Origin of the sequence: Paraburkholderia sp. RL17-373-BIF-A (assembly GCF_046030175.1) — a bacterium.
Classification (GTDB): Bacteria; Pseudomonadota; Gammaproteobacteria; order Burkholderiales; family Burkholderiaceae; genus Paraburkholderia.
Map to the genome: position 1 here is coordinate 85913 of NZ_JARESO010000016.1, position 24835 is coordinate 110747.

The 24835-nt window shown below is 63.9% G+C and carries 20 protein-coding genes and 1 pseudogene; 6 read left to right on the forward strand and 15 right to left on the reverse strand.

Translation table 11 applies throughout. The annotated features are described in order from the left end of the window. Positions 1 to 20: 20 nt before the first annotated feature. The 4 genes from P0D80_RS20945 to P0D80_RS20960 all read left to right on the forward strand — a co-directional run bounded on the left by P0D80_RS20945 (position 21) and on the right by P0D80_RS20960 (position 3565). Positions 21 to 1343, forward strand: coding sequence for an MFS transporter (locus P0D80_RS20945; protein WP_408177831.1), 1323 nt, complete (start codon positions 21 to 23; stop codon positions 1341 to 1343). 97 nt (positions 1344 to 1440) lie between these two features. Beyond that, positions 1441 to 2490, forward strand: coding sequence for an amidohydrolase family protein (locus P0D80_RS20950; RefSeq protein ID WP_408286475.1), 1050 nt, complete (start codon positions 1441 to 1443; stop codon positions 2488 to 2490). Continuing rightward, positions 2487 to 3155 carry an RraA family protein gene (locus tag P0D80_RS20955; protein ID WP_408286478.1) on the forward strand — a complete coding sequence of 223 codons (669 nt, stop codon included), beginning with the start codon at positions 2487 to 2489 and terminating at the stop codon, positions 3153 to 3155. The genes P0D80_RS20950 and P0D80_RS20955 overlap by 4 nt, the downstream gene beginning before the upstream one ends. A gap of 11 nt (positions 3156 to 3166) precedes the next feature. Then, complete coding sequence (locus P0D80_RS20960) at positions 3167 to 3565, forward strand: hypothetical protein (protein ID WP_408286480.1); 399 nt, start codon at positions 3167 to 3169, stop codon at positions 3563 to 3565. Positions 3566 to 3689: 124 nt separating this feature from the next. On the opposite strand, the gene P0D80_RS20965 is transcribed toward P0D80_RS20960, so the two are convergent. The 11 genes and pseudogenes from P0D80_RS20965 to P0D80_RS21020 all read right to left on the reverse strand — a co-directional run bounded on the left by P0D80_RS20965 (position 3690) and on the right by P0D80_RS21020 (position 14298). Continuing rightward, positions 3690 to 3977: a PAAR domain-containing protein gene (locus P0D80_RS20965; RefSeq protein WP_408286482.1), complete on the reverse strand. Its 288-nt coding sequence runs from the start codon at positions 3975 to 3977 to the stop codon at positions 3690 to 3692. A gap of 13 nt (positions 3978 to 3990) precedes the next feature. Beyond that, entirely contained in the window at positions 3991 to 4914 is a 924-nt protein-coding gene (locus P0D80_RS20970; protein ID WP_408286483.1) for a hypothetical protein, read from the reverse strand. After that, positions 4914 to 6083 (reverse strand): DUF2515 family protein, encoded by a 1170-nt coding sequence (locus P0D80_RS20975; protein WP_408286485.1) that lies wholly within the window; start codon positions 6081 to 6083, stop codon positions 4914 to 4916. Before P0D80_RS20975 ends, P0D80_RS20970 begins: the two co-directional genes overlap by 1 nt. A 14-nt stretch (positions 6084 to 6097) precedes the next feature. Beyond that, positions 6098 to 8413, reverse strand: a complete 2316-nt coding sequence (locus P0D80_RS20980; RefSeq protein ID WP_408286486.1) for a type VI secretion system Vgr family protein — start codon at positions 8411 to 8413, stop codon at positions 6098 to 6100. 8 nt (positions 8414 to 8421) lie between these two features. After that, positions 8422 to 8796: a hypothetical protein gene (locus P0D80_RS20985; protein ID WP_408286487.1), complete on the reverse strand. Its 375-nt coding sequence runs from the start codon at positions 8794 to 8796 to the stop codon at positions 8422 to 8424. Between the two features lie 366 nt (positions 8797 to 9162). Continuing rightward, positions 9163 to 10017 carry an AraC family transcriptional regulator gene (locus tag P0D80_RS20990; RefSeq protein ID WP_408286489.1) on the reverse strand — a complete coding sequence of 285 codons (855 nt, stop codon included), beginning with the start codon at positions 10015 to 10017 and terminating at the stop codon, positions 9163 to 9165. 20 nt (positions 10018 to 10037) lie between these two features. Beyond that, a complete protein-coding gene (locus tag P0D80_RS20995) occupies positions 10038 to 10751 on the reverse strand; it encodes an alanyl-tRNA editing protein (protein ID WP_132381842.1) in 714 nt (237 codons plus the stop codon). Positions 10752 to 10957: 206 nt separating this feature from the next. Further along, positions 10958 to 11230 (reverse strand): annotated as a pseudogene (locus P0D80_RS21000) (hypothetical protein); the annotation flags it as partial. Between the two features lie 631 nt (positions 11231 to 11861). Beyond that, positions 11862 to 12269 (reverse strand): hypothetical protein, encoded by a 408-nt coding sequence (locus tag P0D80_RS21010; RefSeq protein ID WP_132381840.1) that lies wholly within the window; start codon positions 12267 to 12269, stop codon positions 11862 to 11864. Beyond that, positions 12266 to 13420 (reverse strand): cupin-like domain-containing protein, encoded by a 1155-nt coding sequence (locus P0D80_RS21015; RefSeq protein WP_408286490.1) that lies wholly within the window; start codon positions 13418 to 13420, stop codon positions 12266 to 12268. The genes P0D80_RS21010 and P0D80_RS21015 overlap by 4 nt, the downstream gene beginning before the upstream one ends. Beyond that, positions 13417 to 14298 carry a TylF/MycF/NovP-related O-methyltransferase gene (locus P0D80_RS21020; protein ID WP_408286492.1) on the reverse strand — a complete coding sequence of 294 codons (882 nt, stop codon included), beginning with the start codon at positions 14296 to 14298 and terminating at the stop codon, positions 13417 to 13419. Before P0D80_RS21020 ends, P0D80_RS21015 begins: the two co-directional genes overlap by 4 nt. 389 nt (positions 14299 to 14687) lie before the next feature. Between P0D80_RS21020 and P0D80_RS21025 the strand changes: the two genes are divergently transcribed. Continuing rightward, on the forward strand, positions 14688 to 15350 hold the full coding sequence (locus P0D80_RS21025) for a DUF3455 domain-containing protein (protein ID WP_408286493.1): 663 nt from the start codon (positions 14688 to 14690) through the stop codon (positions 15348 to 15350). Between the two features lie 20 nt (positions 15351 to 15370). After that, a complete protein-coding gene (locus P0D80_RS21030) occupies positions 15371 to 16447 on the forward strand; it encodes an LLM class flavin-dependent oxidoreductase (RefSeq protein WP_408286495.1) in 1077 nt (358 codons plus the stop codon). 47 nt (positions 16448 to 16494) lie between these two features. On the opposite strand, the gene P0D80_RS21035 is transcribed toward P0D80_RS21030, so the two are convergent. The 4 genes from P0D80_RS21035 to P0D80_RS21050 all read right to left on the reverse strand — a co-directional run bounded on the left by P0D80_RS21035 (position 16495) and on the right by P0D80_RS21050 (position 24689). Continuing rightward, entirely contained in the window at positions 16495 to 20025 is a 3531-nt protein-coding gene (locus P0D80_RS21035; RefSeq protein ID WP_408286497.1) for a hypothetical protein, read from the reverse strand. Between the two features lie 247 nt (positions 20026 to 20272). After that, complete coding sequence (locus P0D80_RS21040) at positions 20273 to 21637, reverse strand: polysaccharide pyruvyl transferase family protein (RefSeq protein ID WP_408286499.1); 1365 nt, start codon at positions 21635 to 21637, stop codon at positions 20273 to 20275. Next, positions 21634 to 23592, reverse strand: a complete 1959-nt coding sequence (gene menD / locus P0D80_RS21045) for a 2-succinyl-5-enolpyruvyl-6-hydroxy-3-cyclohexene-1-carboxylic-acid synthase (protein ID WP_408286501.1) — start codon at positions 23590 to 23592, stop codon at positions 21634 to 21636. Before menD ends, P0D80_RS21040 begins: the two co-directional genes overlap by 4 nt. Next, a complete protein-coding gene (locus P0D80_RS21050) occupies positions 23592 to 24689 on the reverse strand; it encodes an aromatic ring-hydroxylating dioxygenase subunit alpha (protein ID WP_408177814.1) in 1098 nt (365 codons plus the stop codon). Before P0D80_RS21050 ends, menD begins: the two co-directional genes overlap by 1 nt. Positions 24690 to 24835: the final 146 nt, after the last annotated feature.

A 24835-nucleotide genomic window follows, 5' to 3' on the forward strand; every position in this document is an offset into this window, starting at 1 on the left:
GCCGCAAGGTAGGAGACAGGATGACCGCGATCAACGAAGCCGTAACCATGCGAAAAGTTTACGGGCGCCTCATGCCCTTGCTCTTCGCGATGATGTTCTTCAACTATCTCGACCGGATCAATATCGGTTTCGCCGCGCTGGACATGAACAAGCAGCTCGGTTTCAGCCCGGCCGTGTTCGGCTTCGCAGGCAGCATCTTCTTCGTCGGCTACATGGTGCTGGAGGTGCCGAGCAACCTGTTGCTGCATCGCGTCGGCGCACGCCGCTGGATCGCGCGCATTCTTCTGACGTGGGGCGCGGTCGCGGCGGCCACAGCCTTCGTGTTCAACGATTCGAGCTTCTACGTGCTGCGCTTTCTGCTCGGCGTGATGGAAGCGGGTTTTCTGCCGGGCGTCGCGGTCTATCTGACGAAATGGTTTCCGGTGCGTTACCGTGCGCGTGCGGTTGGGGGCTACATCATCGCCGGTTCGTTTTCGGCGGTGCTGGGCGGTCCGATCTCGACTGCGTTGATGACCTACGCGAACGGCATTCTCGGTTTGCAGGGCTGGCAGTGGATGTTCATCCTCGAAGGCGTGCCGGCCATGCTGCTCGGCCTGTTGACGCTGCGCATCATGACCGAACGCCCCGCCGACGCCGACTGGCTGTCCGACGACGAAAAGCGCTGGCTCGAGTCGACACTCGCCGCCGAGCGCGAGGCCGTGGGCGGCAACACGCATTTTCCGCTGCTGCGCGTGGCGGGCGACATCCGCGTATGGAGCCTGGCGTGTCTGTTCGGTTGCGCGCTGGTCGGTATTTACGGCCTCTTCCTCTGGCTGCCGCAGATCGTCAAGAGTCTCGGCCATCTGAGCAATCTCGAAGTCGGCTTTCTGTCGGCCGCGCCGCCCTTGCTCGGCGTATTGGGCACCTTCCTCATCAGCCGCAGTTCCGACCGCACCGGCGATCGCAAGAAGCACCTCGCATTCGTGTACGGCATGAGCGCGCTAGCCATTGCCGGCAGCGCGTATGCGCCGAACCCGGTGATCGCTTATGCGCTGCTGTGCGTGACCGGTTTGTTCATCTATGCGGGCAACCCGCTGTTCTGGAGCCTCGCGTCGTCGTTCAGAACCGGCGCGGCGGGCGCCGCGACGATCGCGCTGATCAACACCATCGCACAGTTCGGCGGGCTGGTCGGTCCGTGGAGCATCGGCCTCGTGCGCAACGCCACCGGCAACTTCAAGCTGGCTTTGCTGACGATCGCCGCCTTTCTGATTGTCGCGACGATCATCGCGCTGGTCATGCGAGTCACACCGGCTGAGGACGAAGCGAATTCGCTCGCCGCCGGCGACGCCGCCCCGCGCGCCTGAGAAGCGAAGCGGCCGCACACACAGTTTGGAAAAACAGCCGACTGAATCTGCGCGCGCCATGTGCGCGCGCAAGGACAACTCACAGGATTTGAACACCATGATCATTGATTGCCACGGTCACTACACGACCTCGCCGCGTCAGCACGAAGCCTGGCGCACGCAGCAGATCGCCGCGCTGAAGGACGGCGGCACGCCGCCACCGCGCCCTGTCATTACCGACGACGAGATTCGCGAGAGCATCGAGGGCGGCCAGTTGCGGATTCAGCGCGAACGTGGGACCGACCTCACGATCTTCTCGCCGCGCGCGGCCGGCATGGGCCATCACCTCGCCACTGCCGAAGCCAACGCGCTCTGGTCAAGCGAATGCAACGACCTCGTGCATCGCGTATGCGAACTGTTCCCGCGCAACTTCGTTGGTGTGTGTCAGTTGCCGCAGGCGCCCGGCGTGCCGCCCGCAAACTGCATCGCGGAATTGCGGCGCTGTGTCGAAGAGCTTGGCTTTATCGGCTGCAATCTGAATCCGGATCCGTCCGGCGGCCACTGGTCCGGCTTGCCGCTCACGGACCGCTCCTGGTATCCGCTCTATGAAGCGATGGTGGAGCTCGACGTGCCGGCGATGATCCACGTCTCGTCGTCGTGCAATCCCAATTTTCACGCGACGGGCGCGCATTACATCAACGGCGACACGTCGGCGTTCATGCAGTTGCTGCAGGGAGACCTGTTCGCCGACTTTCCGACACTGCGCTTCATCATCCCTCATGGCGGCGGCGCGGTACCGTATCACTGGGGGCGGTATCGCGGACTCGCGCAGGACATGAAGCGTCCGCTGCTGAGTGAATACCTGCTGAAGAACGTGTTCTTCGACACCTGTGTGTATCACCAGCCCGGCGCGGAACTGCTCGCCAAGGTCATTCCGGTTGACAACATCCTGTTCGCGTCGGAAACCATCGGCGCGGTACAGGGCATCGATCCGGAGACCGGCCACTATTACGACGACACGCGCCGTTATATCGACGCCATCGAATGGCTCAGCGACGCGGACCGCCAGCGTATTTACGAAGACAACGCGCACGCCGTGTATCCGCGGCTCTCGCGTCAACTCGATCGACAACTCGCAGCACAAGGAACTCAAGGGGCAACGGTATGAATCCAATCGGATGGCGCGAATACGACTCCGCAGCGCAGGCCAACCCGGCCACACTCGAAGCACTCCGTGAACTGGCCGTCTCGCTGCTGAGCGACAACATGGCGCGCGCGAGCGGCATGGTGGGCTTGCGGCCTTATCATCGGACGCGTCCGATGGCCGGCACCGCCGTCACGGTCCACACGCGGCCGGGCGACAACCTCGCGATTCATCGCGCGTTCGACTTTTGCCGGCCCGGCGACGTGCTGGTGATCGACGGCGCGGGCGACCTCACGCAGGCGCTGATGGGCGAGATCATGGCGAGCTACGCGGAAAGTCTCGGCGTGCAGGGCCTCGTGATCGACGGCGCGATCCGCGACGTCGGTGCGTTGCGTCAGCGGGAGTTTCCGGTGTATGCGCGCGGCGTGACGCATCGCGGGCCGTACAAGAACGGACCGGGGGAAATCAACGTGCCGATCACGGTCGGCGGCATGGTAGTGCATCCAGGGGATATCATTGTCGGCGATGAAGACGGCTTGCTCGCAATCGCCCCCGCCGACGTGGAGGCGGTGATCGAAGGCGCGCGCCGTCAGCACGCGAAGGAAGCGGCGGCGCTGAAGTCGATTGCCGACGGCAGGTTCGACCGCTCGTGGGTCGTTCCGCACCGGGAACGGATGATGAACAACTGATAGTGGACTTCATGGCGCGATATCTGAACGCTGCAACACTCCTCGAACTCGCGCGCGATGCACAGACGCGCGCCACTGCGCCCTGCTCGTGCACGAAGACGCCGCTCGACGGCTGGCAATCTCAGCCTTTGTCGCTCGATGAAACGCAGTTCGAGGAAATCGGCACGCTGTTGCCGGAGGACGATCCGGAGCCGACGTTCAGCGAGTATCTGCCGGGAAAGACCAGTTACTGGGCAGCGGATGCGCCTATCGCGCCGCGGTACTTTCCGTATAACCGCTGCGCCGTGTGGCAATGCTCGTTGTGCGGGCGGCTTTATCTGCGGTATGTGGAAGGTGGTGGGTATTTCGTCGACCGCAGGATTCGTGCGGTGAAGGCGGAGTTGATTGAGGATGTGCCTTTGGAGGGGTGATGGGGGGCGGGCGAGTCGAACGAGCGACCGGATGATGTTGCAGTCGCACTGCGCATCCTCGCACGTGTTCGTTTGTCCGGTTGCCTGAAGCTGCTGCCACTACTCGTTTCTTGTTACCGTGAAGTCAATTGCCGCGCGGCGCAGGTTGCGCAATCAGGATCGCGTTACACGTCGTTTTGTGACCTTCCACCGCCATGGGCTGACCGAAATCATCGCAGCCGACCAGACCTTCGGCGATTTCAAACAGATGTGGCGCGCACAGCGGACACGTCACCCGATCGCCCTTCCGGGCAATGGGGATTTCCGCTGCGCTCCAGGTCGATGAAGGACTGCCGGAAATCACCTTGCCGCCGTGACTGGTGGTGTCGCCTACGACAATCTGCGCTTTTCCTTGCAGGTTTGCCCGTTCCATTGCAGGTTCTCGCCTATTGGGTCGCCGTACCGGAAAGCGATTGAAGCGCTTTGATCGGTGGGTCTTGATGCGTCGTGTCGATCGTGAAGCCCTGGGCTTTGAGCGCGGCTTCCGTCTTGAGTCTCATCGCGTGGTATTTTTCGAGTTCGGCGGGAAGGAGGGCTTTCCAGTTATGAATTTTTTCGGCATCGCCGGGGAAGTAGCCAAGACCATAAAAAGCGTACTCGTTCTTTACGTTCACACCCAGAAGATACGTACTCTTACCGACGAAGCCTCCCATGTTGCTCTCAAAAATCGAAAACTCAAGATATACGCCATCCGCATAGAAAACCCACTTTGGAAATTTCCCTTTTGCTTTGATCCATTCATCCATCGTTGGCGTGTAGGTAGAATCCAGCGAGTACGCCCAGTTTGCTGCGCGCGAAGCGGCGAAATTCCAAGCCTGCTTGCCAGTAAGGCGTGGGTCTTCTACGTCGATATATCGCTTCCAGCCCGCTGCCCGCAATTTGGCAAGGACCTCCATGACGCGATCACGGGCAAGCTGGTGCGCGTCAGCCTGCTCAGCACTGACACCGAAACTGATGTCCCAACTGTAGATCCCTTCGGGCTCGTCCTTGTCGGCAAAGCCAATGGCACCTAGTACGTTCTCTACTGTGAAGCTGTGTTTGCCTTGCTCATATTCCACCACGCCGAGTTTCCCGCCTGTCCATTCCCGCTGGTAGAACATCGCGCCAGTCGGATGATTGTCGACGGAGGAGCCGACTCCGGCCAGATCGGAGCCTTTCGGGTCCCCGAGACGAACTAGCGTGAGGGTGGGAGGCATGTTGGTACCTTTTGAAGAGAGCGAACTGAAATTCAGAAAGTGTGTTGCGGCAGCAATGCATATTGCAATGACCCCGAGGCACACAGAAAAGTAAGCTAGTTTTTTTGAGTTCATCACTTGTCCGGCAAGTCGCCCCATTGACCGATCCTAACGAGCGAGTCCTGCATCTTCTGTTTGTACGCTCCCTGCATAAGGCCATGATATTTCTTGGCAACTCCTTTGATCCAGAACATCCGCTGCCGATAATCTTGCAAGACGGTCCGGTCCGGGGCTACCGACAGGAAATCCGGGTCATCGGTCGTATCGTCGGAAGTCAGAACCAGTTGCAGATTTGGCACTAGCGCCCGAATCAGTGCCATTCCAGCCAGATCGGATCCGTCCGATGGAAAGTAGCGCGAGGATTCCATCCGGTCATTGAATGACGTGTCGTCGGATGCGGCGAGCCCGTCATGCTGACGGTTCAGCCACCAGGCGAAATTTTGATCGTCGTAAATCAGACCTTGAAGAACCTCGCCTTGTTCATGCTTCGCAATGCAGAGCAGATGGTCGAGCGCGATTCCAGGTCGTTTGTACGGCGACGCCGTCTCCCAATCCGCCACCTTAGCAAACCCCTCGACCACCAGCGGCGTGGCACGTAAATAACCCAGCTTCTGCTTTTTGACTCCAGTCTCACCATCGATCTCATACGGAGTCTTATCGATCGACCTCTCAAAGCCCTTCTGATTACTCAAGTTTCTTCCGACCGCATCGACGAAGTGCCGACTATCGCGCGCCGTCACACATTCACTGAACGTCGCCGCCCCCGCCGCATAGCCATAATGCCAGGGCAGTACATCATTGAAGAGCCACAGATTGCCGTTACCCAAACCTTCATACAGCGCGCTCCATCTGGCTATGCGCACCCGTTTCAACTCCAGCGTGACCGCCACCTGCTTGGCAGCGAACGCGCCCAGTCCCAGCCAGTAGAACCGGCCGATCTTGTCCTTCTGCCCAAGATGAAACTCCTCGAGGTACATCCGGGCATAGGCCGAGGCGATGCGCCGTGCCCGCACGGCGTAGTTGCTCACGAACTCGGGGCGGGCGTTCTCAACCTGTGCGCCAGACACGTAATGCTCGTTGTCCCGGTAGTCCGGAATACCATGGTCGGCGCGCACATGGTTGGAGATCTGCCGCATCGCGAACTGCTGCGCAAGCGACCAGATGACGTCGCAATCACACTGCGCATCCACGCACGTGTTCGGTTGCGGGTTCGTCTGCCCGCTTGCCTGAAGATTGGCTGCCACTACTCGTTCCTTGTTTATTCGTGTGTGCCAGGGGTGTGCGACTTACCCGACGCGGGGGCCAGTTCGTCCCAATGCAATTCGAACTTCACGTCTTGTTGATCGGGCGAATTCAGCGCCGGTGAATGGCCACCCGAATTGGTGCGGAAGATATGGCCGCCGGATAGCGTTGTCATCCTGTAGTCAACACCGGGGAGCGGCTCACCGGTTGGCGTCAATACCTTGAATCTTTCGTCGTTGGCCTCGACTGTCGGCATGCCCTTCGCATCCACGCCTAACGGTTCGGGCGCCAGGTTGCTCAGCTTTGCGTTGACCTGGTAATGGATCGCCCCTACGGTAATCTTTCCGTCCTCAAGCCGGATGTAGCTGTCGCCACCGTTGAGCAGTAGCTGCTTTGTGGCCTTGATCGTGATGCCCTCCGCAGTCTGCGTGATATCGAGTTTCGCCAGCAAGTTGATGTTCTTTTTCAGTGCCGTGATATCGATATCCTCCGCGTACGAAACAAGCCGCACGCCGAGCTTGTGCGCGAAGAGACGAATGGCGTTTCGTGCGGATGCCAGAAGATTGTTGCCGCTGCTTACGCTAACGTGCCCGCCGCTGGTCAAAGCCGTGTGCGCGCCACTGGCGAGGTGCGTGCTGCCAGCGGTGGTCGCTTCAATACCGGCAGGGGACGCAATGAGCAGGTGAGGCTTGGCGAGTTCAGGAAAGTCTCCTGGTTCGCCGGTTTTCGTTCCCCTGATCTCGTCGTTCTGTTTTTTCAGCGCACCTGCAATATCGAACTGGTCCTGCTGGTCGTGAGCCCGCGCCTGAACCGCTGCATTGGCCAGCGTCTCGTGCTGGTCACGCGCCTGCGTGAGCCGCTGCACCGTCTCGCCCATGTCCTTCGCGGGGGCAGCTGCACCCGTGCGCGTCTCGGTGCTGATCAGCATGCCCTGGCCTGCACGCAGCACGCCCCATGCGTCCGTCGCCAGTTCCCAGCCCTGGCCACGTTCCTCTGTGCGTCCCTTGTTGCCGTCGATGCGCGTGTTATAGCCGAGCACCAGCCGTGACTGCGCGTAGTCGCTGCTGACCTGTACCTGAAGTTTGCCGGGCGTGTCGTCAGCGACGATCTGGTTAGCCTGGAATCCTGCCAGGTCTCGCGTGCGTGTGCCGCTCAGCGCATGATTGGCCGGCAGTTTCCACGGCGGCTGTCTGAGCCGGTTGACCATCCGGTCAGCGATATACGGCTTGTCAGGATCCCCCTCGTGGTAGTTGATCGTCACTTCCTGGCCGATACGCGGCACGTAGATCGTGCCGAACGAGTCGCCCTGCCATGGTGAAGACACGCGCACCCAGCAGCTTGCGTTTATGTCCCTCGGCGTTTCCAGGTCCCACAGGTAGCAGATTTTGACCCGGCCGTACGCATCGACCCAGGTCCTCTGATCCTTGGGACCGACCACCACGGCCGTCTCCGCGTGACAGCGGGGCTTCTTCTTCGGCCTGTTCCTGAAGAACCGGTTCGGCGACTGCAGCACGAAGTCGGTCACGCACTGGTACTGGCCCGCGCCTGGCGTTCTGGCCGATGTTCTGCCCGACATCGTCGTCTCGCTCACGTTGCGGATATCGAGCGCGGTGGACACCACCAGGTACTCGGCATTGATGTCCGACTCCGGGTGATCCGTGAGAAAGAATGTCCTGCCGGTTTTCAGGCCGAGCAGGTTGCCTTGGCCCCTGAGACGTTCGTTGCGCGAGAAAAGCGCATGGGCGCGCACACCCGCAAGATAGTGTGCTTCCTCCAGATAGTTGTTCGGCTGGCCCGACAGGCCCATTGCGCCGGCAAGGGGCTGTGAGTAGTCGCCCCAGTGGCGCTCTTCGGCCTGCTCCAGTTCCCCGAACGCATCATGTTCCTCGGTAAATTTCTGACTCCCACGCGTGTAGTCGTAATCGATCACGCTCACCCTGGCCGCCGTGATCCTGCGCGACGCCTTCAGCTTGTGGATATGTTCCTCATCGATACGCGCACCGTCGGGCGCGTGGTAACGGATCGAGTCATAGGCATTCCGGTGCGGCTCGTGGACACCGGGCCCGTCGCATAGCACCAGCCTGTTGCTATCCTCGAAGTAGTAAATGCCCCATTCTCGCCATAGCCGGGTCAGAAAATGGAAGTCGGATTCCCACACCTGCCGTACGAAGTCGCGCAGCGGGTAGCCACCTTTTAATCCGTGCGCGGACACCTTCACTTCAAACAGGATCGGGTAATCGCGCAGCACCTCGCGCGTAATATCCACCACGCTCTTATTCTGGAATATGCGGCTCCGCGAATTCTTCGTGGTCAGCCACAAGGCCGGACGCACGACGAACCTTAGTACGCGTGGCGGTCGTCGGCGCCCGTGAACTGCATACGCGTGATGACACCCGATATCAGGCGGGTGCCCGCGCCCAGGTTGCTCTGGCTCCGGTTCCCGGGCAAGCCGGGAATGAAGGTTCCCTTCCCGTCGAACTCGATCGCAATGGTGATGTCCCTGCCAATCAATTTATCTGGCACGACCTGCAGTTTGGTGTCGATCTGGGAAATTCTCGGCGAGTACTTCGTCGCCATGTCGAGTGTGTATTTGTATAGCTTGCCGAGCGCCTCGGTGCCACGTAGACGAATGGGAGACAGGATCGGTTCACCGTACTCGGTGGGGAAGGCATCGCACGTCGCGCTGAGGGTGCGTGACTGAATGGGGCTATACATGAACCCGCCCCGGCCCGACGTGAAACGTATTTGCCAGACTGAACGAGACTTCGATCAACGTCCGGCTATATTGCGCCTCGTCTCCCAAGCCAACGGGCGGATGCTTACTCCCATTCTTCACTGCGGCTATCCTTTTTAGAAATTGCCTGCCAATTATCCGGGGGGCAGCGGCAATCGCATATAGGACAACTGTAAAGATTGGTCAAGACATTAACTTATATATAGTTTGGATAACAAAACATATCTCAAACTCGCATCGAGCTATTGAACGGGCTTAAAGACGCGTGCAATCCTTGCTCAGAAATCGGACTATCCTGCATCGCGGGCTGCAATCCGCACGCGGCACCGCCGACAAGGCAAACCCGCCTACCGCCCCGGCTTCAACGCCGCATACACCCCAGGCGTGATCCCATAAGCCCGCTTGAACAACCGGTTGAGATGGCTTTGATCGTAGAAGCCCACAGCCGCCGCAGCGGTCGCCGCACTCTGGCCCGAGGCAAGCATGCGCTTCGCCGCCAGCAACCTCACCTGCGTCGCGTAGGCGTGCGGCGGCAGCCCGAATTCCTTGCAGAACGCACGCGTGAGGTAATAACGGCTCAGCCCCACCAGTTCCGCCAGCTCATCGACCGAGATATCGCGCTCGTAATTGGCGGCGACATACTCACGCACCAGCTCCATCTTGCGCGCTTCGCGCCGGGGTTCGCCCAACTCCTGACCTGAGCGTCCATAGCGCCCGACCAGCATCCCCATCGCCGCCCACCAGTTCGCCTGGCGCTCCATCAGCGAGACGGCGCCCTGTTCATCCAGGCTCGCATGTGCCTTCACGAGCAGGCCCGCGAGATGCGGATCCTGATACAGCCCCGGCGGAATCAGCAGCGGTTTGTCGGCGCGCGCGTCGGGAGAGAAAACCGCACTGAGCGCGCCGAGCCCTTCCATGTCGAGATAGATCGCGCGATAAATCCATTCGCGGCCTTCCCAGACCTCGCCGCTATGGTATTCGCCCGGCCCGAAGACCAGCACGCTGCCGGGCCCGGCCACCTCGCTGCCCGCGCGCGTATGACATTGGCCCGCGCCGGTCTCCGTCATGACGATGACGAGTTCGTCATGCAGATGCCGGTCGAACTTGTGATTGCCATAACGGGCGCTCGCGAGACATGCGCCGTCGAGCGCGCCGTCGCGCCAGCAGACCACTTCCGGCTCGCTTTTATCCGATGTCTCCATAGCTCGCGCCCCCATGCCCTTCAAACCAGCTCGATTCTGACCCGGCGATTCCGGCGGCCCTTGTTCTCTATCTTCGCGATGCGGATGGGCCGCGACTGCGCGGTATTGGTCAGGTGTGTGCCGCCGCACGCCTGCCGGTCCAGATCGCCGATCTCGACGATGCGCACCGTGCCGTCCGGCGTCGGCGGCGGCGCCACCGAGAGGCTGCGGATCAGACCTTGCGTCGCTTTCGCCTCATCGGCGCCGACATAGTAGGCGCGCACGTCCATGGCGTTGCGGATCACCTCGTTGACGGGTTCTTCCAGCAGACGCAGCGCGTCGTTATCCGCGTCCGGCAGATCGAAGTCCATGCGCGCGGTGCCGTCGGCATTGATCTGCGCGCCGGTCACGAGCGCGCCGGCAAAGCGCTGATACACCAGCGCGTTGAGAATATGCGTACCGGTATGGAGCTGGGCGACCGTGGCGCGGCGCGCCGCGTCGATGGCGACGTGCACGTTGCCGGCCAGCTCCAGCGGTTCGTCGAGCAGATGCCAGAGTAGGTCGCCTTCCGCCGCGACGCCGGTAATGCGCACCGCGCCGTGCGCGTGCGTCAGCGTGGCCGCGTCCGACACCTGGCCGCCGCCGCCCGGATGCAGGGCGGAACGGCCCAGCACGACCGCGCCGGGCCGCGCGGCGATCACGGCCGTTTCAAAGTCCAGCAGGTCCGGCTGCTCATGGCAAAGATAATGCGGCACCTTGATGTCCTCGCAGGAATTGACTGAGTATGCCTAGCATAACCAGTCCCGTGGGAGGCCGTCTTGGTTAAAAATGCCCTGCGGGGGGCGGATCGCCGCGACTTGGCTTTCGATCAGGCTGACAGCGTCTGCGGGTAGTTCGGATTGTTCGACGCGTCCAGCGACAGATCGACGTTCAGCTCGTTGAAAGGAGACGAGCCGCTGCCCGAGGCCATCTGGTCGAGGCCCCCTTGCGCGGCCCACTGGAAGTTGCTCACGCCGGATACGCCGTCCGCGCCGGACACGTCGTGAGTCTCGATCTGCTTGTAGACGTCCGGATTCTGCAGCATGTACGACGCCGCGGCGGACACGTCGGGCGGCGTGCCGGCAGGCGGATTGTTGGCCAGCTTGTACAACTGGTCAGGATCGAGCGACGCGATGCCGTTCTGGCTCATATAGCTCGACAGCGCGCCGGCCGCGCTTTGCGCGCCCATCATCGCGCCCTGGGTCGACGTGGAATCGAGCGTATTGGCCGTCGCCGGCGGTGGCTCGCTATCGAGGCCGCCTTGCGCCGCCCACTCGAAGTTACCCACGCCGGAGATGCCGTCCGCGCCGGCCACGTCGTGGGTCTCGATCTGCTGGTAGACATCGGGATTCTGCAACATGTACGACGCCGCCGACGACACCGCGGGCGGCGTACCGGCCGGCGGGTTATTCGCCAGTTGATAGAGCTGGTTCGGATCGAGCGACTTGATGCCGTTCTGGTTCATATAGCTCGCGAGCGTGCCCGCCGCGTCCTGCGCGGTCGCGTTCTGCCCAAGCGAAGAGGAACTCTGCTGCAGCGCCTGATTGATCATCTGGTCGACCTGCTGCTCCAGTTGCTGGATGCTCTGGTTTTCCGTACTGAACGAGCTGTCGAAGCTGGGCGTGGCAAGACTGGAGACGGAGTCGTTGGCGATAACGGTCATGGAGTCCTCGGCAAGGAAAGATCGACCGCCATCGGCACAGCGGAGGTGAAGCGAACAGAGCGGCGGTCCGGGGTCGTCTAATGCTAATTGGGCGAATCGTGACGATTCCGGCGCATCCGAAAAGCGCGCCGGAAATGCGAAGCGAAGTGCGTGCCGCCGGCCGTCACTGGAACTGCGCGGCGCCGCGCGCAGCTTGTGCTTCGCAGTAGGCCAGATACTTGTCGTAGGCCTCTTGCGGCGGCATTTTGGCGTAGCGTCCGTATAGACGTTCAATAAAAATCGACAACTCCGCCTGCGCATAGACCTGACGTTCGATCGGCATCGCCGCGGCCACGCCTTGTGCCTTGTGCAGTTCGTCCGCTTTGCTCACGCCGGCGTCGCGGTCCTGCGCGATCAGCTTCGCGTTGTTCGCCCGCATCGTGCAGACCTGCGTCATCGCCGACGAGGCCTGCGCGTATGCGGCAAGCGGGGTCGACAGCGCCGCCGACGTCAACACCATCGCCGCCGACACGCGGCGTATCCATGGCAGATAGCGGACATGCCGCGGGTCGCTTCGGTTTGCTGCGTTCATCCGGTCCTCGATGTAGTCGCTGTGTTGGATAGATTCGTTCGTGACGGCGCGGCTTCGCGCAGCAGCGCCGCAGTCGTTGCGTCGTCGGCAAAACGGCTGATCGACAGCACGTGATCTAATGCCCACACGCAGTGAAACCAGCCGGTTGGAATCACCAGCAGGTCGCCTGGTTCCAGCACGACGTCGACACTTTGCGCATCGGCGAAACGCGGGAAGCGGGTCAAGTCGGGCACTGCCGCATCGACCCGGCACGGCCGGTATGTGTTGAAGGCATCGAGCGCATAGACCGCGTTTTCTTGCCTGGGTGAATAGAGCCGCACGCGTTTGCGGCCGTGAATCTGCGCAAGAAACGAGTTCGCCAGATCGCAGTGCAAACGCGTGACCAGCGCAGCCGCGCTCGCTCGCCCAAACCACAGTTGTCCCGCGCCGAACAGGCGGGCCGGCAGCATCGGCAGTGAAAAGCGCGCTTCCCACGCGGGCGGCAACAGGCAGCCTTCGGTATAGGTCGCGGCGCCCGCGTCGGACGCGTGATGCGCTGCGAATCCGTCGATGAAATCGGCGACGCTCTGCGCGCCGCCGCTCGATGGGTCCACACGCAACACGGTCGCGCCTTCATGGGCGCGCCAGTCATCGAGCGTCCACGCAACTTCCGGCCAGTCGATCATGTCGCGCAATAGCAGCGGCACGCAAGCATCGAGCGTGTCGGCAAGTACCGCGCACAGGTCATGAGCGTCGCCATCGCTTACGCGTAAAGTCGGTACATCGTCGAGCGAGGGCGGCGCGCGCCGCCGCGCGCGTTCGAGCGCCGCGCGGCCCGCCGCCGAGGGACGTTTGAGCAATTGCAGCCAATACGCGGCAAGCCGCGCCGAGCCCTCGATCCGCACGCCGCCAAGCACCATGGCCGCGGCGCTGCGCGGGTCGAAACCGGTCGGGTCGTCGAGCATGGCGCTCAACAGCGTGCGGTTCAACGTGATGCGCGCCGCGGCGCAATACGGGTTGCGAGCGGCAATCGGTGTCGATTCGATCATCGGGCCGAGCACGAAACGGCGGCTCTCGTCCGCGCAATCGCTGACGATCAGATCGACGGCCACCGTTTGCGGCGGCGCCAGGTAATGCTCTGCGAGCCGCGCGTGCAACAGCGCGTTCATCATGGCTTGCACCAGTAGACCGCCTGGCCGTTGACGCGCACCAGCGGCGCATCGATCCGATGCAGCGCGCGATATTCGTCCACGGCGCGCGCGCAACCCGTCGGCAAACCGTAGTCGTCGACGATCACGAAGCCGCCCGGCGACAAACGCGGATATAGCGCCTCGAGCGCCACGCGCGTCGATTCGTACCAGTCGCCGTCGAGCCGCATCAACGCGAGGCGCTCGATCGGCGCATCCGGCAGCGTGTCGGCGAACCATCCCGGCAGGAAGCGCACGCGGCGATCGAGCAGCCCAGCCCGCGCGAACGACTCGCGCACGGTCGCCAGATCGCTGCGCAGCAGACTGACCGCGCCCATCAGGTGATGCCAGATAGCCTCGCGCAAATCGCTGGCCGGGTCCGGCGCGGGCAGGCCAGCGAACGAATCCGCGACCCATACGTTGCGGCCACGATCGCCGAACGCGGTCAGCGCGGCGCGCATCAGAATGGTCACGCCGCCGCGCCAGACGCCGGTTTCGATGAAGTCGCCCGGCACCTGCTGATCGATCACCCCGCGCGCCAGTGCCACGACGTTATCGAGCAGCACGTCGTCGCACATCGTCAGACGGCGCGACTCGTGGTGCATGTGGTTGAGCGCATCCGCCATGCGCGCCGGTTCGACGCCGGCGACTTCGGCTGCCGTGCGCTGCAGGGGCGCGAGCCAGTCGGCGAACATGCGGTCGGCAGCGGCGAGACGCGCGCTGCATTCGGCGGCGGTGATCGGCGGTGCCGCGCGTGTGTTGTCCGATGGCGCGAGCCCGTCAGGCTCGACGGCCCCGCCGCCGATGTAGCGGCGGATCATCGCCAGATAGGCGGCGGCGCGAACGTCTTGCGTAAGCGGCATGAATGACCGCGGTTCCGGATCGAGCAAGGAGTCAAAGGACACGCCTGGGGGAGTCGAGAGAGTCAATTCCATCGCCAGTTCGGGTGGGGGCGCGGGCCGTTGTCAGAAGGAGAACTGCGAAGACGCTGTCACGTGTGCCGTGATGATCGCGGCGGCAAACCTGAGCCAGTATCGACCGACGCCGGCTGACGTTCGACGGGATCGCGAACGGATGCATGGTCACGCGAACACCGCCTGCCGCTGCTGCGCTATCTCGCCGCCAAGCTTCACAGCGCCGACGCGCCCCCATCCGCCACGTGCGCTTTTCAATCCGCTCTTTCGTATCGACGCCCCCATCCACGCGCCGGATCAGGTGTGATGGCAGCATCGCTCGCCCTTCCTTGCCACCGATGACTGGTTTTCCGCCCCGCCTCGCGCCCTCGCTGCGCCCGTCGCTGACCTGCCTCGCCGCGTGCTGCGCGCTGGCGCTCGCCGCCTGCGCGACGCCGCCCATGCCGCCGCCCACCTCCGACGCGTCCTTGCCCACGAAACTGCGCGCCGGCCAGCACGAAGTGTTGCAGGAAGTGATGACCACGCACGGCGACGAAACCTACGTGTGCCGGCGCATCAAAGCCGCCACGCAGCCCGGCATGGCGCTGCCCGGCGTCGCCCGCGACGGCACCCAACTGTTGTGGGACCCGCTGGGTTCGGAAGCCATCCTCGTCGACTCGTACGGCCAGAGCGCCGGCACTGTCGCGCCGGGCCGCTACTTCCTCTCGTACGACGGCAGCTATGTGATCGGCAAGGTCGCCGCGGAAAGCCAGGTGGGCGCGAATGCGCTGACGTGGGTGCGCTACACGGCGCGCTTCGTCGCCGCGCCGCGTCCCGGCGAGGGCCGTTTCGCCGACATCAGTTCGATCCAGCGCATCGATACCTCGGGCGGCCTGCCGCCGCAGCCGGAATGCGAGGTCGAAGGCGCGCATCTGCTCGTACCGTATGGCGCAACCTACATGTTCTATCGCGCCAAAGGCCTCGCGCCGGTCGCCTTGTCGGCGAACCAGGCCGCGCACTGACATTCGCTCAGGAGTCGACGATGCAATTCGGTTTGTTCATGACGTTGCCGGCTCCCGAGCCCGCGCCCGCCGCCGAGCTTTACCAGCGCGCCATCGCCATGGCGGAAGCCGCCGACATGCTCGGCTTCAGTCATCTGTGGCTCGCCGAGCATCACTTCACGAATTACTCGCACTCGTCGCGACCGTTGATGCTGCTCTCGCATATCGCCGCGCGCACCCGCCATTTGCGGCTTGGGCCGGCGATCGTGCCGGTGCCGCTGCATCATCCGCTGGTGATCGCGGAAGAACTCGCCACGCTCGACGTGCTGAGCGGCGGACGCGTCGAAGCCGGGCTCGGCAGCGGTTACCAAAGCTACCAGTACGAGCGCTTCCAGCTCGTCAAAGGCACGACCTCGGCGCGCGACGACGAAGCGATCGACGTGCTGCTCAAAGCGCTGCGCGAGCCTCTGTTCTCGCATCACGGCGAGCACTTCAGCGTGCCGCGCACGGGCCTCGTGCCGCAACCGCTGCAACGTGCAATCCCGTTGTGGCTGGTGGTCAATTCGAGCCGGCGGGCGTCGGTCGAACAGGCAGTGAAGCGGCGCGCCAATCTCTTCACCGGCGTGCTCGAACCGATCTCGAAGCTGACCGACGTACGGCGCCACTATCCGGACCTTGCGGGCGCGCTAGCCAGCGTGCGCATCGGCACGCAGCGGCCCGTGTTCGTCGCGCAAAACGAGGCGCAGGCGCGCGAGGCCGTCGAGTATGCGCGCTGGAATGGACGTGCGACGCTGCGTCTGCGTCACGACATGGGCGAGGTGGTCGACGGCATCGTGCCGGCGGCGCCGCTACCCGACGAACCGTCAGACGCGGTGCTGCGCAGCGACTTTCTCGTGATCGGCACCGCCGACGAATGCATTCACCAGTTGCGCCGGATTCAACAAGGCCTCGGCTGCGATTACTTCAGCGCGAGCTTCTGGTTCGGCTCGATGCCGCATGACATGGCGATGGAGTCGATGCACCGGTTCGCGCGGGACGTCATGCCGGCGTTCGCGCGTGACCGTGATTCGGGCGAGGAGAAAGCGCCGCATGCGTGGGAGTCGACACTAGCGTGGTGATGTTGCGGTGACACGCGGGTCCGCAACGCGGCCCCGCTCGAGCGAGACTACTCGTTCATCCTGCCGAGGACTTCTCCCAGGAAGCCGCCTACAGGCTCGATGGTCGGCAATTGCGGTGGGCGGCTGCTTTCGGTGCTGGCGCGCGGGGAAGATGAAAGTGTGGTCGTCGTGGATGTCGAGGTCGTGGCGTTGTCCGGCGTCGATGCCTCTGCCGCGCTCACTGCCGGCGCGATAACGTTAGCCGATGCCGCCGTATTATTCGATGTCGATGCGCTAGCGTTGTTCGACGGCAAAACATTGCCCGCCCCCGACGATGCGACGCTCCCGCTTCTCGAAGGCCCACGACCCAGCGCGTTCCCCAAGTCAGGCTTGCCGCCGTGCAGCGTGAAAGTGCGCTTCGACTGACTGTCGTAGCACACCACCGCGCCAATTGGCGCATTGGCGCCACCCGTGCCGCCAATACGCCGAAGCCCCTGCCCAGCCGCCGTATCGACAAGCGCGACCGTCGCACCCGGCTTGCCGAAAACGCCCGCCGCGACGTTCACGATAGTCTCCGCGTCACGCGCCACATCGACAGGCAGCAGCGGCCGAGCATGGCTGGCTTCGCCCTCACCTTCAGCTTGACTCTGATTCCCCGCCTCGGCTTCGGTCCGGTTTCTGCGCAACTCTCCGATCACCGCCTCGCGCGCCTGCATCACCTGCTTATGCATCGTGCTCGAAGACGCGTCGCTTTCACCCGAGAAATTCTGATGCAGCGCGTACAACATCGAATCGAGGCCCGGCGTGCCGGGGTTGTCGATCACATCGACGCCGGCCTCTTCGAAATGACTGCGCCACTGCAAAGGCTCGGCTGCGTCCGACGGTTCGAGCTGCACATGCCGGGCCGCATTCGCCGCGCGATTGCGGCCCGGCTGGTCGAGCGCGACCATGGAAAAACGTCGCCGCACGTTCTCACCGAACAGATGACCTTCGAGCCACTTGCACGCGTCTTTCTCCGGCATGTCATTGAGGGTGGCGATGTCCTTTTCGGTGAAGCGGCAATCGCGCAACATGTTCCGCGCCTGCACGCCGCCCTCGCCGCCCGCCCGCCAGCTCGCGACAAACTGCCGGATCGCGAACGGCGGATTGTCCTGCGCAAAGCGCGTTCTGAACTCCGTGGCGATGTCGTCGGGATTTCTGCCCTGGTAAGGGGCTTTGTCGAAACCCACCTCGCCCTTCACCGTACCCGCGGACAATTGTTCGGATAACGTTCTGATCGCCGTGTCGGGCCGGTAAGCCGCATGCTCGAGAAAGTGCGTCTTGAGTGCGGCAAACGACTCATCCGGATTCGAGCCGTCGGCGATAGCTCGCAACTCGTCGGAGTCGTATGTCTGAGCCTCGTCGTCGATCAGCTTGCGCGCCTCGTTGCGATGAAACTCCGAGCTCACCCCGCCGCGTTCATCGGCCAGCTTGCGCAGCGCGATCAATACATTGTTCTCGGGATGCTTTGCCGCGAGAAACTCCCGCGCGCCCGCATGGTTGCCGCTCAACTCCAGTGCGTTGAGCTTCCTGATATCCGCTTCGCTGAGCTTCAGTTCGCCGCGCAGAAACATGTCGCGGTTCTTCAGATCCTTCGTCGGCGCGCCGCCTGTTTCGATTCTTTCACGCAGACGTGGCATCGCGCGCATTAGCGCTTCCTCGTGCATCTTCGAGTCGATCGGCCGCGCGTTCTTTTGCGTGATATAGCTGACGATGCCGCGGCGCCCCGCATAGATCAGATACACCGGACTCAGCACCGCGCGCGACGCGCTCAGCTGTCCGGCAGTCGCGGCGGCCACGGGATTGACGGCGAGTTCGGCGACGCCCATCGCCATGTTCACTCCGCCATACGCGATCTGCACCTTGGCGTGGCGCTTTTCTTCCTTGAGGTTATCGAGGTTGAGCCCCTGGTATGCCGTCACGTGATGCTTCAGCATCTCGGGCGGCTCGGCGGTCTGCGCCGGTATGCCGCTCGCCTTCAACGGCACGACCTTCCCGTTGTAGCGCCGCTTGAGCGTTTGCAGCCGCTCGATTGTCGCGCCGTCGGAGAAATGCTTCACCAGCGCCACGCGGATATCGCTGCGCTGATATCTCGTCGTGGGCAAGGTGGCATCGCTTCTCCAGAAACGCCACGAGTCGAAGTGCAGCGTGTCGCGCACGCGCGTCTTGTCGGCGGCGGACAGGTTCTGGTAGCGGGCCAGAAAGGCCTCCGGATTGCCTGAACGGGCGATGGCCGACAAGGCGTTCTTGTCGAGCTCGCCGGTCTTGAGTTCGTCGGGTAACGTGCTCAGGTCCGGGCCGACGCGCCTGCCGCGCGACTCTTTCCTGACCGTCTTCATCTCGTCGAGCACCGCGTTGATTCGCGCCGGGTCCGCCACCGCGCCGGCCCCGCCATGCTCGCTCACCGTACCGGTTCCGCCCTCCTCCGCCGCCGCGCTGGTTCCGGCTTGCTCCAGCGCCGCGTTGGCTCCGCCCTGATTCAGATCGGACTTGATGAACGCATCGATCACGTCCTCGCGAATCGCGCGGCGCGTGCTCGCCGTGTTCAGATTCGTCTTGCGGGTGAAGTTCAGCACATTGAGCTTGTTCTGCTCGCCCGCGAAATGCAGCGTCTTGTTCAGCGCACGCTGTCCGTCGGGACCTAGCGCGTCGAAATTCTCGACGAATTTCCGCACGTCGCTTTCGCTGCGCTGACGCAAGATCGAATAGACGTTCGGGTCGATATCGCGCCTGCTGTGCAAATCGTCGAGCGCCTGCATCGTCTCGCTCGTCGTGTCCTCGCGTGCGCTCGCCGGATGGTTGAGCGCGGCGCCGAACGCATGGGTACGCTGCACGCCGCGATCGACTTTTCTGCTCTGCAGCGCGCCGGCCGCCACATACATCGCACCGGAGGCAATGGCGAGGCCGCCGTCCGCGTTCACCGGATGGGGCGGCTTGCCATACAGCGACGTGCCCGGATGCGCCACCGATTGCATGCGGCTCGCCATATTCAGCGAACCGAGTCCGACATCGCGGATCGCGCCGGGCACGGCTCGTCCGAGATTGCCCTTGCTTTGGGGCAGCACGCGCCGCGCTTCATCCCCTTCGAGCGTGCCCTTTTCCGTGGTGCTCACTGCCTGCGCATGTTTCGACAAGGTGAAAGCCTTGTGCGCCGTGCCGACTGCGGTGGAGACGATATCCAGTGCCTGCGGCACCGCGCCAAGGGCACCCGTGACTTCGGCGACCGTTTTCGTGCCTTCCGAGACGTGGCCGGACGCGCTCGCCACCCCGCCGCCGGACGACACCGTATTATTCGCGCCCCACCCCAGATAGCCGCCGGATGCGGTCGAGCCGAGCGGCGACTCGATCGACGCGACGCCCTCGCCCGTGCGCCTGGCCACGCCCGACAGCTTCGCCTTCAGCTTGCCGAGCCTGGACAATTGGGCATTGCCTTCGCCGGTCGGAGTCGGTGTCGTTGAAGAAGAGGATTGCGTGGCGGGATCATTCGAGCCGTGCTCGCCGTTGTTCTCGCCCGGCACGTGCCCCCCGTGATGAGAGCTTGGAATCGACGGTGTGGACATGGCGTTCTCCGGGATTTTCGGGGCTCGATCCATTAGTACATCGGAAAGGGACACCGCGATCCGCGACAAACCGGAACTGCCGAACGGCAAAACGAAGTTTCTGTCACGCTGATGACAGAGGCCGGATCATTTCCATGCAGCCCGCATGAAGTGCTTGCTGGTCGCGTTGATCACGCGCAAACGTGCAAGGTGCAAGGTGCAAGGTGCAAGGTGCAAGATGCAAGATGCAAGGGGCATGAAATCGCGCTTAACCCCCGAGCACGACGCGCAATCTCTCGCCCATCGCGTCGAAACGGGCGCGTTGTATCCGCGCGTAATCATCGTAGGCAGCGATCAGTGCGGTGCGCACCTCGCCGTTACGCAGCGATGCGATTGCTTCGAGCGCGGCATCGGCGCCGTCTTCGTGATCGCATGCTGCGCTCCATTGCGCGCAGCCCGCTTCGCTCAACAAGCGCTCGATGCGCGTGTCCATCGAAAGGCCGAACACCGGCACGCCGTGCGACATCGCCAGCACCGCCGCGTGATAGCGCGTCGTCACCACGCACGTGGCATGCGCGACCGTGGCGGCCACTTCGTCGAGCGTATGCGGGCCGCGCGCGACGGTATCGATGGCGAACGGCACACGCGCCGCCAGATCGGCGCACGCGCTGCGATCGAGTTGCTCCATGCCCACGAGCACCGGCGTATAGCCCTGCGCCTTCAGTTCGACGGCGATCCGCGCGAAGCGGTCGAGATACGCGTGATAGGCTTCGGCGCGCGCCGCGTCCCAAGTGTGGAAATGCAGCGGCCCATAACGAAACGGCGATGCCTCACTGCGCGCGTCGAGTTCGCGGGCCCGTGCGGCGTCGGCATGCACCGGCCACCAGAACGGATTGTTCGGACACAGTGCGACGCGCCGCGCACCTTGCGCCACGTTGCCTGCTTCAGACGGCGCCCGATAGGTCCACGCCGTATCGGCACCCGCATGCGTGCGCACGCCGAGCGAAGCGAGTTGCGCGCGCACAGCCTCGTTGCGGCAGATGATCTCGCCGGACTCGGCGTTACGCTCGACGAAGCGGGTGAGCGCAACACTCATCCTGCCGCTGTCGACACCATAGGCAATCGCCGGCCGCTCATGCGCATGGGCGAGCGCGATCCCGCCGATCAGCACGCCCGCCAGCGAATCGGAAAACTTCGAGGTATAAGTCGAGCCTTCCACGTTCAGCACGAGATCGGCGTCACGCACTGCGGCGTCGAGCGCATCGGGTAAATAAGGGAGCGCCGGCGTAAGACGCGGGGTGCCGGCCAATAGCGGATGATCGAAACAATCGCCGAGCGCGAACAGCGTGATGCGGGGCTCACACGGCGCAAGCAGGCGTCGCAGTTGCGCGATCGTCTCGATCGTGCGCAGATCGGCGCCGGTGTTGCCCGCGCCGCTGTAGCCGAGTAATAGCACGCGCGGCGCGTCACCCCGCGCACGCGAGCCGTCGCGATCGGGCGCGCGACGCGCGGCGCCGATGCGCTGCTGCATGTCGTCGAGAAAGACTTCGTCTGGTGCGCTTGCACTGGCATAGCGGTTCAACGCCGCGAGCGAACGCTCCAGCGGACTCTCGACGATGCCCCAATCCATCATGCCGCTCCCAGTGCCTGTGCAAGCTGATGCATCTGCATCGCGCCGGAATGCGGTTCGACGGCGACTTCGACAAGCGTCACGCCCGGGTGAGCGGCGGCTTCGGCGAGCGCATGGTCGAGTGCGTCGCGTGTCTCGACACGCCGATGCGCCAACCCGAAAGCCTGCGCCAGCGCGCCGATGTCGAGGCGGTACGGATTGCGGATCGTGCGCCGATACGCCGGCGCCTGCGCAATCGGTAAGAAGTCGAAGATCGCGCCGCCGCCGTTGTCGATCACGCAGACGCATGCCGGTGTGCTCACGCGCTGCGCGCTCGCCAACGCCGACAGATCGTGGACCAGAGCCTGATCGCCGAGCAACAGCAAGCCGGCGTCGCGCCTTGCGAGCGCCTCGCCGATGAAGGTCGACAGCGTGCCGTCGATGCCGCTCACGCCGCGGTTGACATACACGTCCTGTCGTATCGCGCGCACGTCGTAGCCAATATCGGCATGCCGCATCGACATGGAATTGCCGAGATGGACGAAGGCAAAACCCGGCGCCGCCAGCACGCGATGAACCGCCGCCACTTCACCCCATTCGAGCGACGCGACACAAGCGCGACGCTCGCGTGCGCCGTAACTCGCGACGCTCGCCCAGCGGTCGCGCCAGGAGAAGGCGACGGGCGTGGCGCGTGGAGGTGGGGCAATACGGCACAGCGCTTCGGCGAGCTTACGCAACGCACCCACCGAAGGCGCCGCCAACACGTCGCGCGGATCGAGCGCCTGATGCAGATAGTCATGCGCCACGCCGCAAGACGCGATCTTGATCGTGGGCACGTCGGCCTGCTTTTCGAGGTACGCGTGCAGCACCGGCATCACCGGCGCGAGGCCGAAGCGCACGATCAATTCCGCGCGCGCCGCGGCGAGCCGCGCGGCGCCGCCGAACACATCGAACGCGTTGACGATCAACGCACCCGCCGCGCCACGCGACGCCGCTTGCGGAGCCAGCGCTGCGGGCCCCGACCGCAAGCCGCTGCCGGCATCGGCGAGCACGGGAAAACCGGTCGCGGCCGCCAACGCGAAAATGGCGTCGAGCGGCACGCCGGGTTCGGGGCCGACAACGATCAGGCCGTGCAGGCCGTCGTCGAGCGGACGGGCGCCGCGCTTCGCGCACACGCGCGCCATGATGCGCTCGACTATTTCGACCGCGCGCGTATCGGGCGTATGAGCTTGCGAAGAGACGGCGGCTTCGCACGACGCCATCGGCGCGCGCGCGGCACGCACCGTTTCCACCGAAACCGGCTGCGTCTCCACCGCATCGTAGACGCCCGCCAGCGGCACATTCACATGCACCGGCCCGCGCGTCGGCCGCCGTGCGGGCGGATGCGCATCGGCACGCGACAACACGCCCTCGCGATCCGCAACGCCCTCGACCATTGCGGCAAGCGCAACCGCCAGCGCACCGCGCGCCTGTGACATCGCGTGCGCCGAATCGACCGGATCGGCCAGATCCGCCTGCGCGCGCACGAACGCGCGCGTCGCGCCGAGATGATCGGCCATCTGTCCAAAGCCCGCACCGCGCAACGCTCGCGGACGGTCGCAGGTGAGCACGACGAGCGGCACGTCGGCAGTGTCCGCTTCGGTCAGCGCCGGCAGTACGTTCGCAATCGCCGAGCCGGACGTCGTGACGAGCGCCACCGGCGAGCCGCTCGCCTTCGCCAGTCCGAGTGCGACGAAAGCGCCGCTGCGTTCATCGGTGCACACCATCTCGACGGCCACGCGCGGATGCGCGTCGAATGCGAGGCACATGGCGCTTGCACGTCCACCGGGGCACAGCACCGCATGACGCACACCGGCCGCGCTCAGCATTTCGACGATGCATTCGACCCACACCGCGTTGAGCGATGCGCCCTCCACGACCCCAGCCGCACGACGCGATTCGCCGCTGCCCGTGGTTGCAACGTCCAGTACCGTGGCCATCAAGCCACCACGCGCGAAGCAACCGCCACCGGCGTAATCGCCATCGTGCGCGCGGGCGCGGGCTGATCGCCGCGCTCCGCCGCGATCAGCCGCTCCATCACGCGCCGCGCGCGAATCGCACCGGCATCGATCGGCAGGAGCGCCGGCTGCATCGCCCAGAAGTCGTTGTCGCCGAGGTTGTTCTGCTGCGCTTCGAGCATCGGCAGATCCTCGCATTCAAACGGCTTCATGAGTCCTTCGACGGCATAGCGCACAAGTGCGAGCGCGGCTTCGCCCATCTCGTTCGGCAAGCCGAACGCGAAGAAGTAGTGCGTCGTGCGTTCGGTCTCCGGCGTAAGCCAATGCGCCGACGGCGCGATCAACCCGGCTTCGCGCGGCATGCCCGCCGCCGTCACGCCGACCACGATCGACAGCAGTCCGGGCGGCGTCCAGCGCACGTCCATCCAGCGATCCACGCGCGTGCCGGGCGCAATGCCGAAGCCTTGCGCGACGAACGGCTGTAACGCTTCGTCGTATGCGCTGCGGCGCACCCAGACAATGTCGTCGAGATTGCCCGACTGCACGTCGCCGCGCGCAATCGCCTCGCTGCCGAGCGTGTCGGGATGAAGAAACTGGAAGTGGCTCAGATCGAGCAGATTGTCGGCGCTCAACTGATAGTGCGCGCGCGTGTGCAGATAACCGTCGTGCGTGATGTTGACCGCGGGATCGACGAACGGAAACGGCGGCAGCAACGCGGCGTCGGCGCGCGCGGGATCGCCGGGCCAGAACCAGATCGCACCGTAACGTTCGAGCGCCGGATAGGCGCGCACCTTCGCGCCCGCGGGCACCCGGCCGTCGCCGTGCGGATTGTGGACGCACTGCCCGCTCGCGCTGAAGCGCAGCCCGTGATAAGGACACTCCAGCGCGCCGTCGACGATCCGCCCTTGCGACAACGGCGCGAAGCGATGCGCACAGCGATCGTCGAGCACGACTGCGCGCTGTTCGGCGTCGCGATACAAGACCACGGGCCGCCCGAGCAGCGTGCGTGCGAATGGCTTGCGGGCGTGAACCTCGTGCGCGAAAGCGGCGACATACCAGGCGTTTAACAGAAAGGACATGAACGCACTCGCAATGGAATCGTCGGAGAAAGAAATACGGCCCGGCGCCGCTTTTGCGCCCGCCACGTGCGAGTCTAATTAGCCGGCCGTCTCACAGATTCAACAAAGCTCATGGCGACGCGAAGCCATCTTCCTTAAATTGGGCT

Excerpts from the sequence above, each read along its gene's own strand:
- P0D80_RS20985 (WP_408286487.1), bottom strand. The coding sequence starts at position 8,796 with ATGTATAGCCCCATTCAGTCACGCACCCTCAGCGCGACGTGCGATGCC.
- P0D80_RS21015 (WP_408286490.1), bottom strand. The coding sequence starts at position 13,420 with ATGATGAACGCGCTGTTGCACGCGCGGCTCGCAGAGCATTACCTGGCG.
- P0D80_RS21035 (WP_408286497.1), bottom strand. The coding sequence starts at position 20,025 with ATGTCCACACCGTCGATTCCAAGCTCTCATCACGGGGGGCACGTGCCG.
- P0D80_RS20990 (WP_408286489.1), bottom strand. The coding sequence starts at position 10,017 with ATGGAGACATCGGATAAAAGCGAGCCGGAAGTGGTCTGCTGGCGCGAC.
- P0D80_RS20955 (WP_408286478.1), top strand. The coding sequence starts at position 2,487 with ATGAATCCAATCGGATGGCGCGAATACGACTCCGCAGCGCAGGCCAAC.
- P0D80_RS21050 (WP_408177814.1), bottom strand. The coding sequence starts at position 24,689 with ATGTCCTTTCTGTTAAACGCCTGGTATGTCGCCGCTTTCGCGCACGAG.
- P0D80_RS20970 (WP_408286483.1), bottom strand. The coding sequence starts at position 4,914 with ATGAACTCAAAAAAACTAGCTTACTTTTCTGTGTGCCTCGGGGTCATT.
- P0D80_RS21030 (WP_408286495.1), top strand. The coding sequence starts at position 15,371 with ATGCAATTCGGTTTGTTCATGACGTTGCCGGCTCCCGAGCCCGCGCCC.
- P0D80_RS20945 (WP_408177831.1), top strand. The coding sequence starts at position 21 with ATGACCGCGATCAACGAAGCCGTAACCATGCGAAAAGTTTACGGGCGC.
- P0D80_RS20965 (WP_408286482.1), bottom strand. The coding sequence starts at position 3,977 with ATGGAACGGGCAAACCTGCAAGGAAAAGCGCAGATTGTCGTAGGCGAC.
- P0D80_RS21025 (WP_408286493.1), top strand. The coding sequence starts at position 14,688 with ATGACTGGTTTTCCGCCCCGCCTCGCGCCCTCGCTGCGCCCGTCGCTG.
- menD (WP_408286501.1), bottom strand. The coding sequence starts at position 23,592 with ATGGCCACGGTACTGGACGTTGCAACCACGGGCAGCGGCGAATCGCGT.
- P0D80_RS21040 (WP_408286499.1), bottom strand. The coding sequence starts at position 21,637 with ATGATGGATTGGGGCATCGTCGAGAGTCCGCTGGAGCGTTCGCTCGCG.
- P0D80_RS20960 (WP_408286480.1), top strand. The coding sequence starts at position 3,167 with ATGGCGCGATATCTGAACGCTGCAACACTCCTCGAACTCGCGCGCGAT.
- P0D80_RS21010 (WP_132381840.1), bottom strand. The coding sequence starts at position 12,269 with ATGAACGCAGCAAACCGAAGCGACCCGCGGCATGTCCGCTATCTGCCA.
- P0D80_RS21020 (WP_408286492.1), bottom strand. The coding sequence starts at position 14,298 with ATGCCGCTTACGCAAGACGTTCGCGCCGCCGCCTATCTGGCGATGATC.
- P0D80_RS20950 (WP_408286475.1), top strand. The coding sequence starts at position 1,441 with ATGATCATTGATTGCCACGGTCACTACACGACCTCGCCGCGTCAGCAC.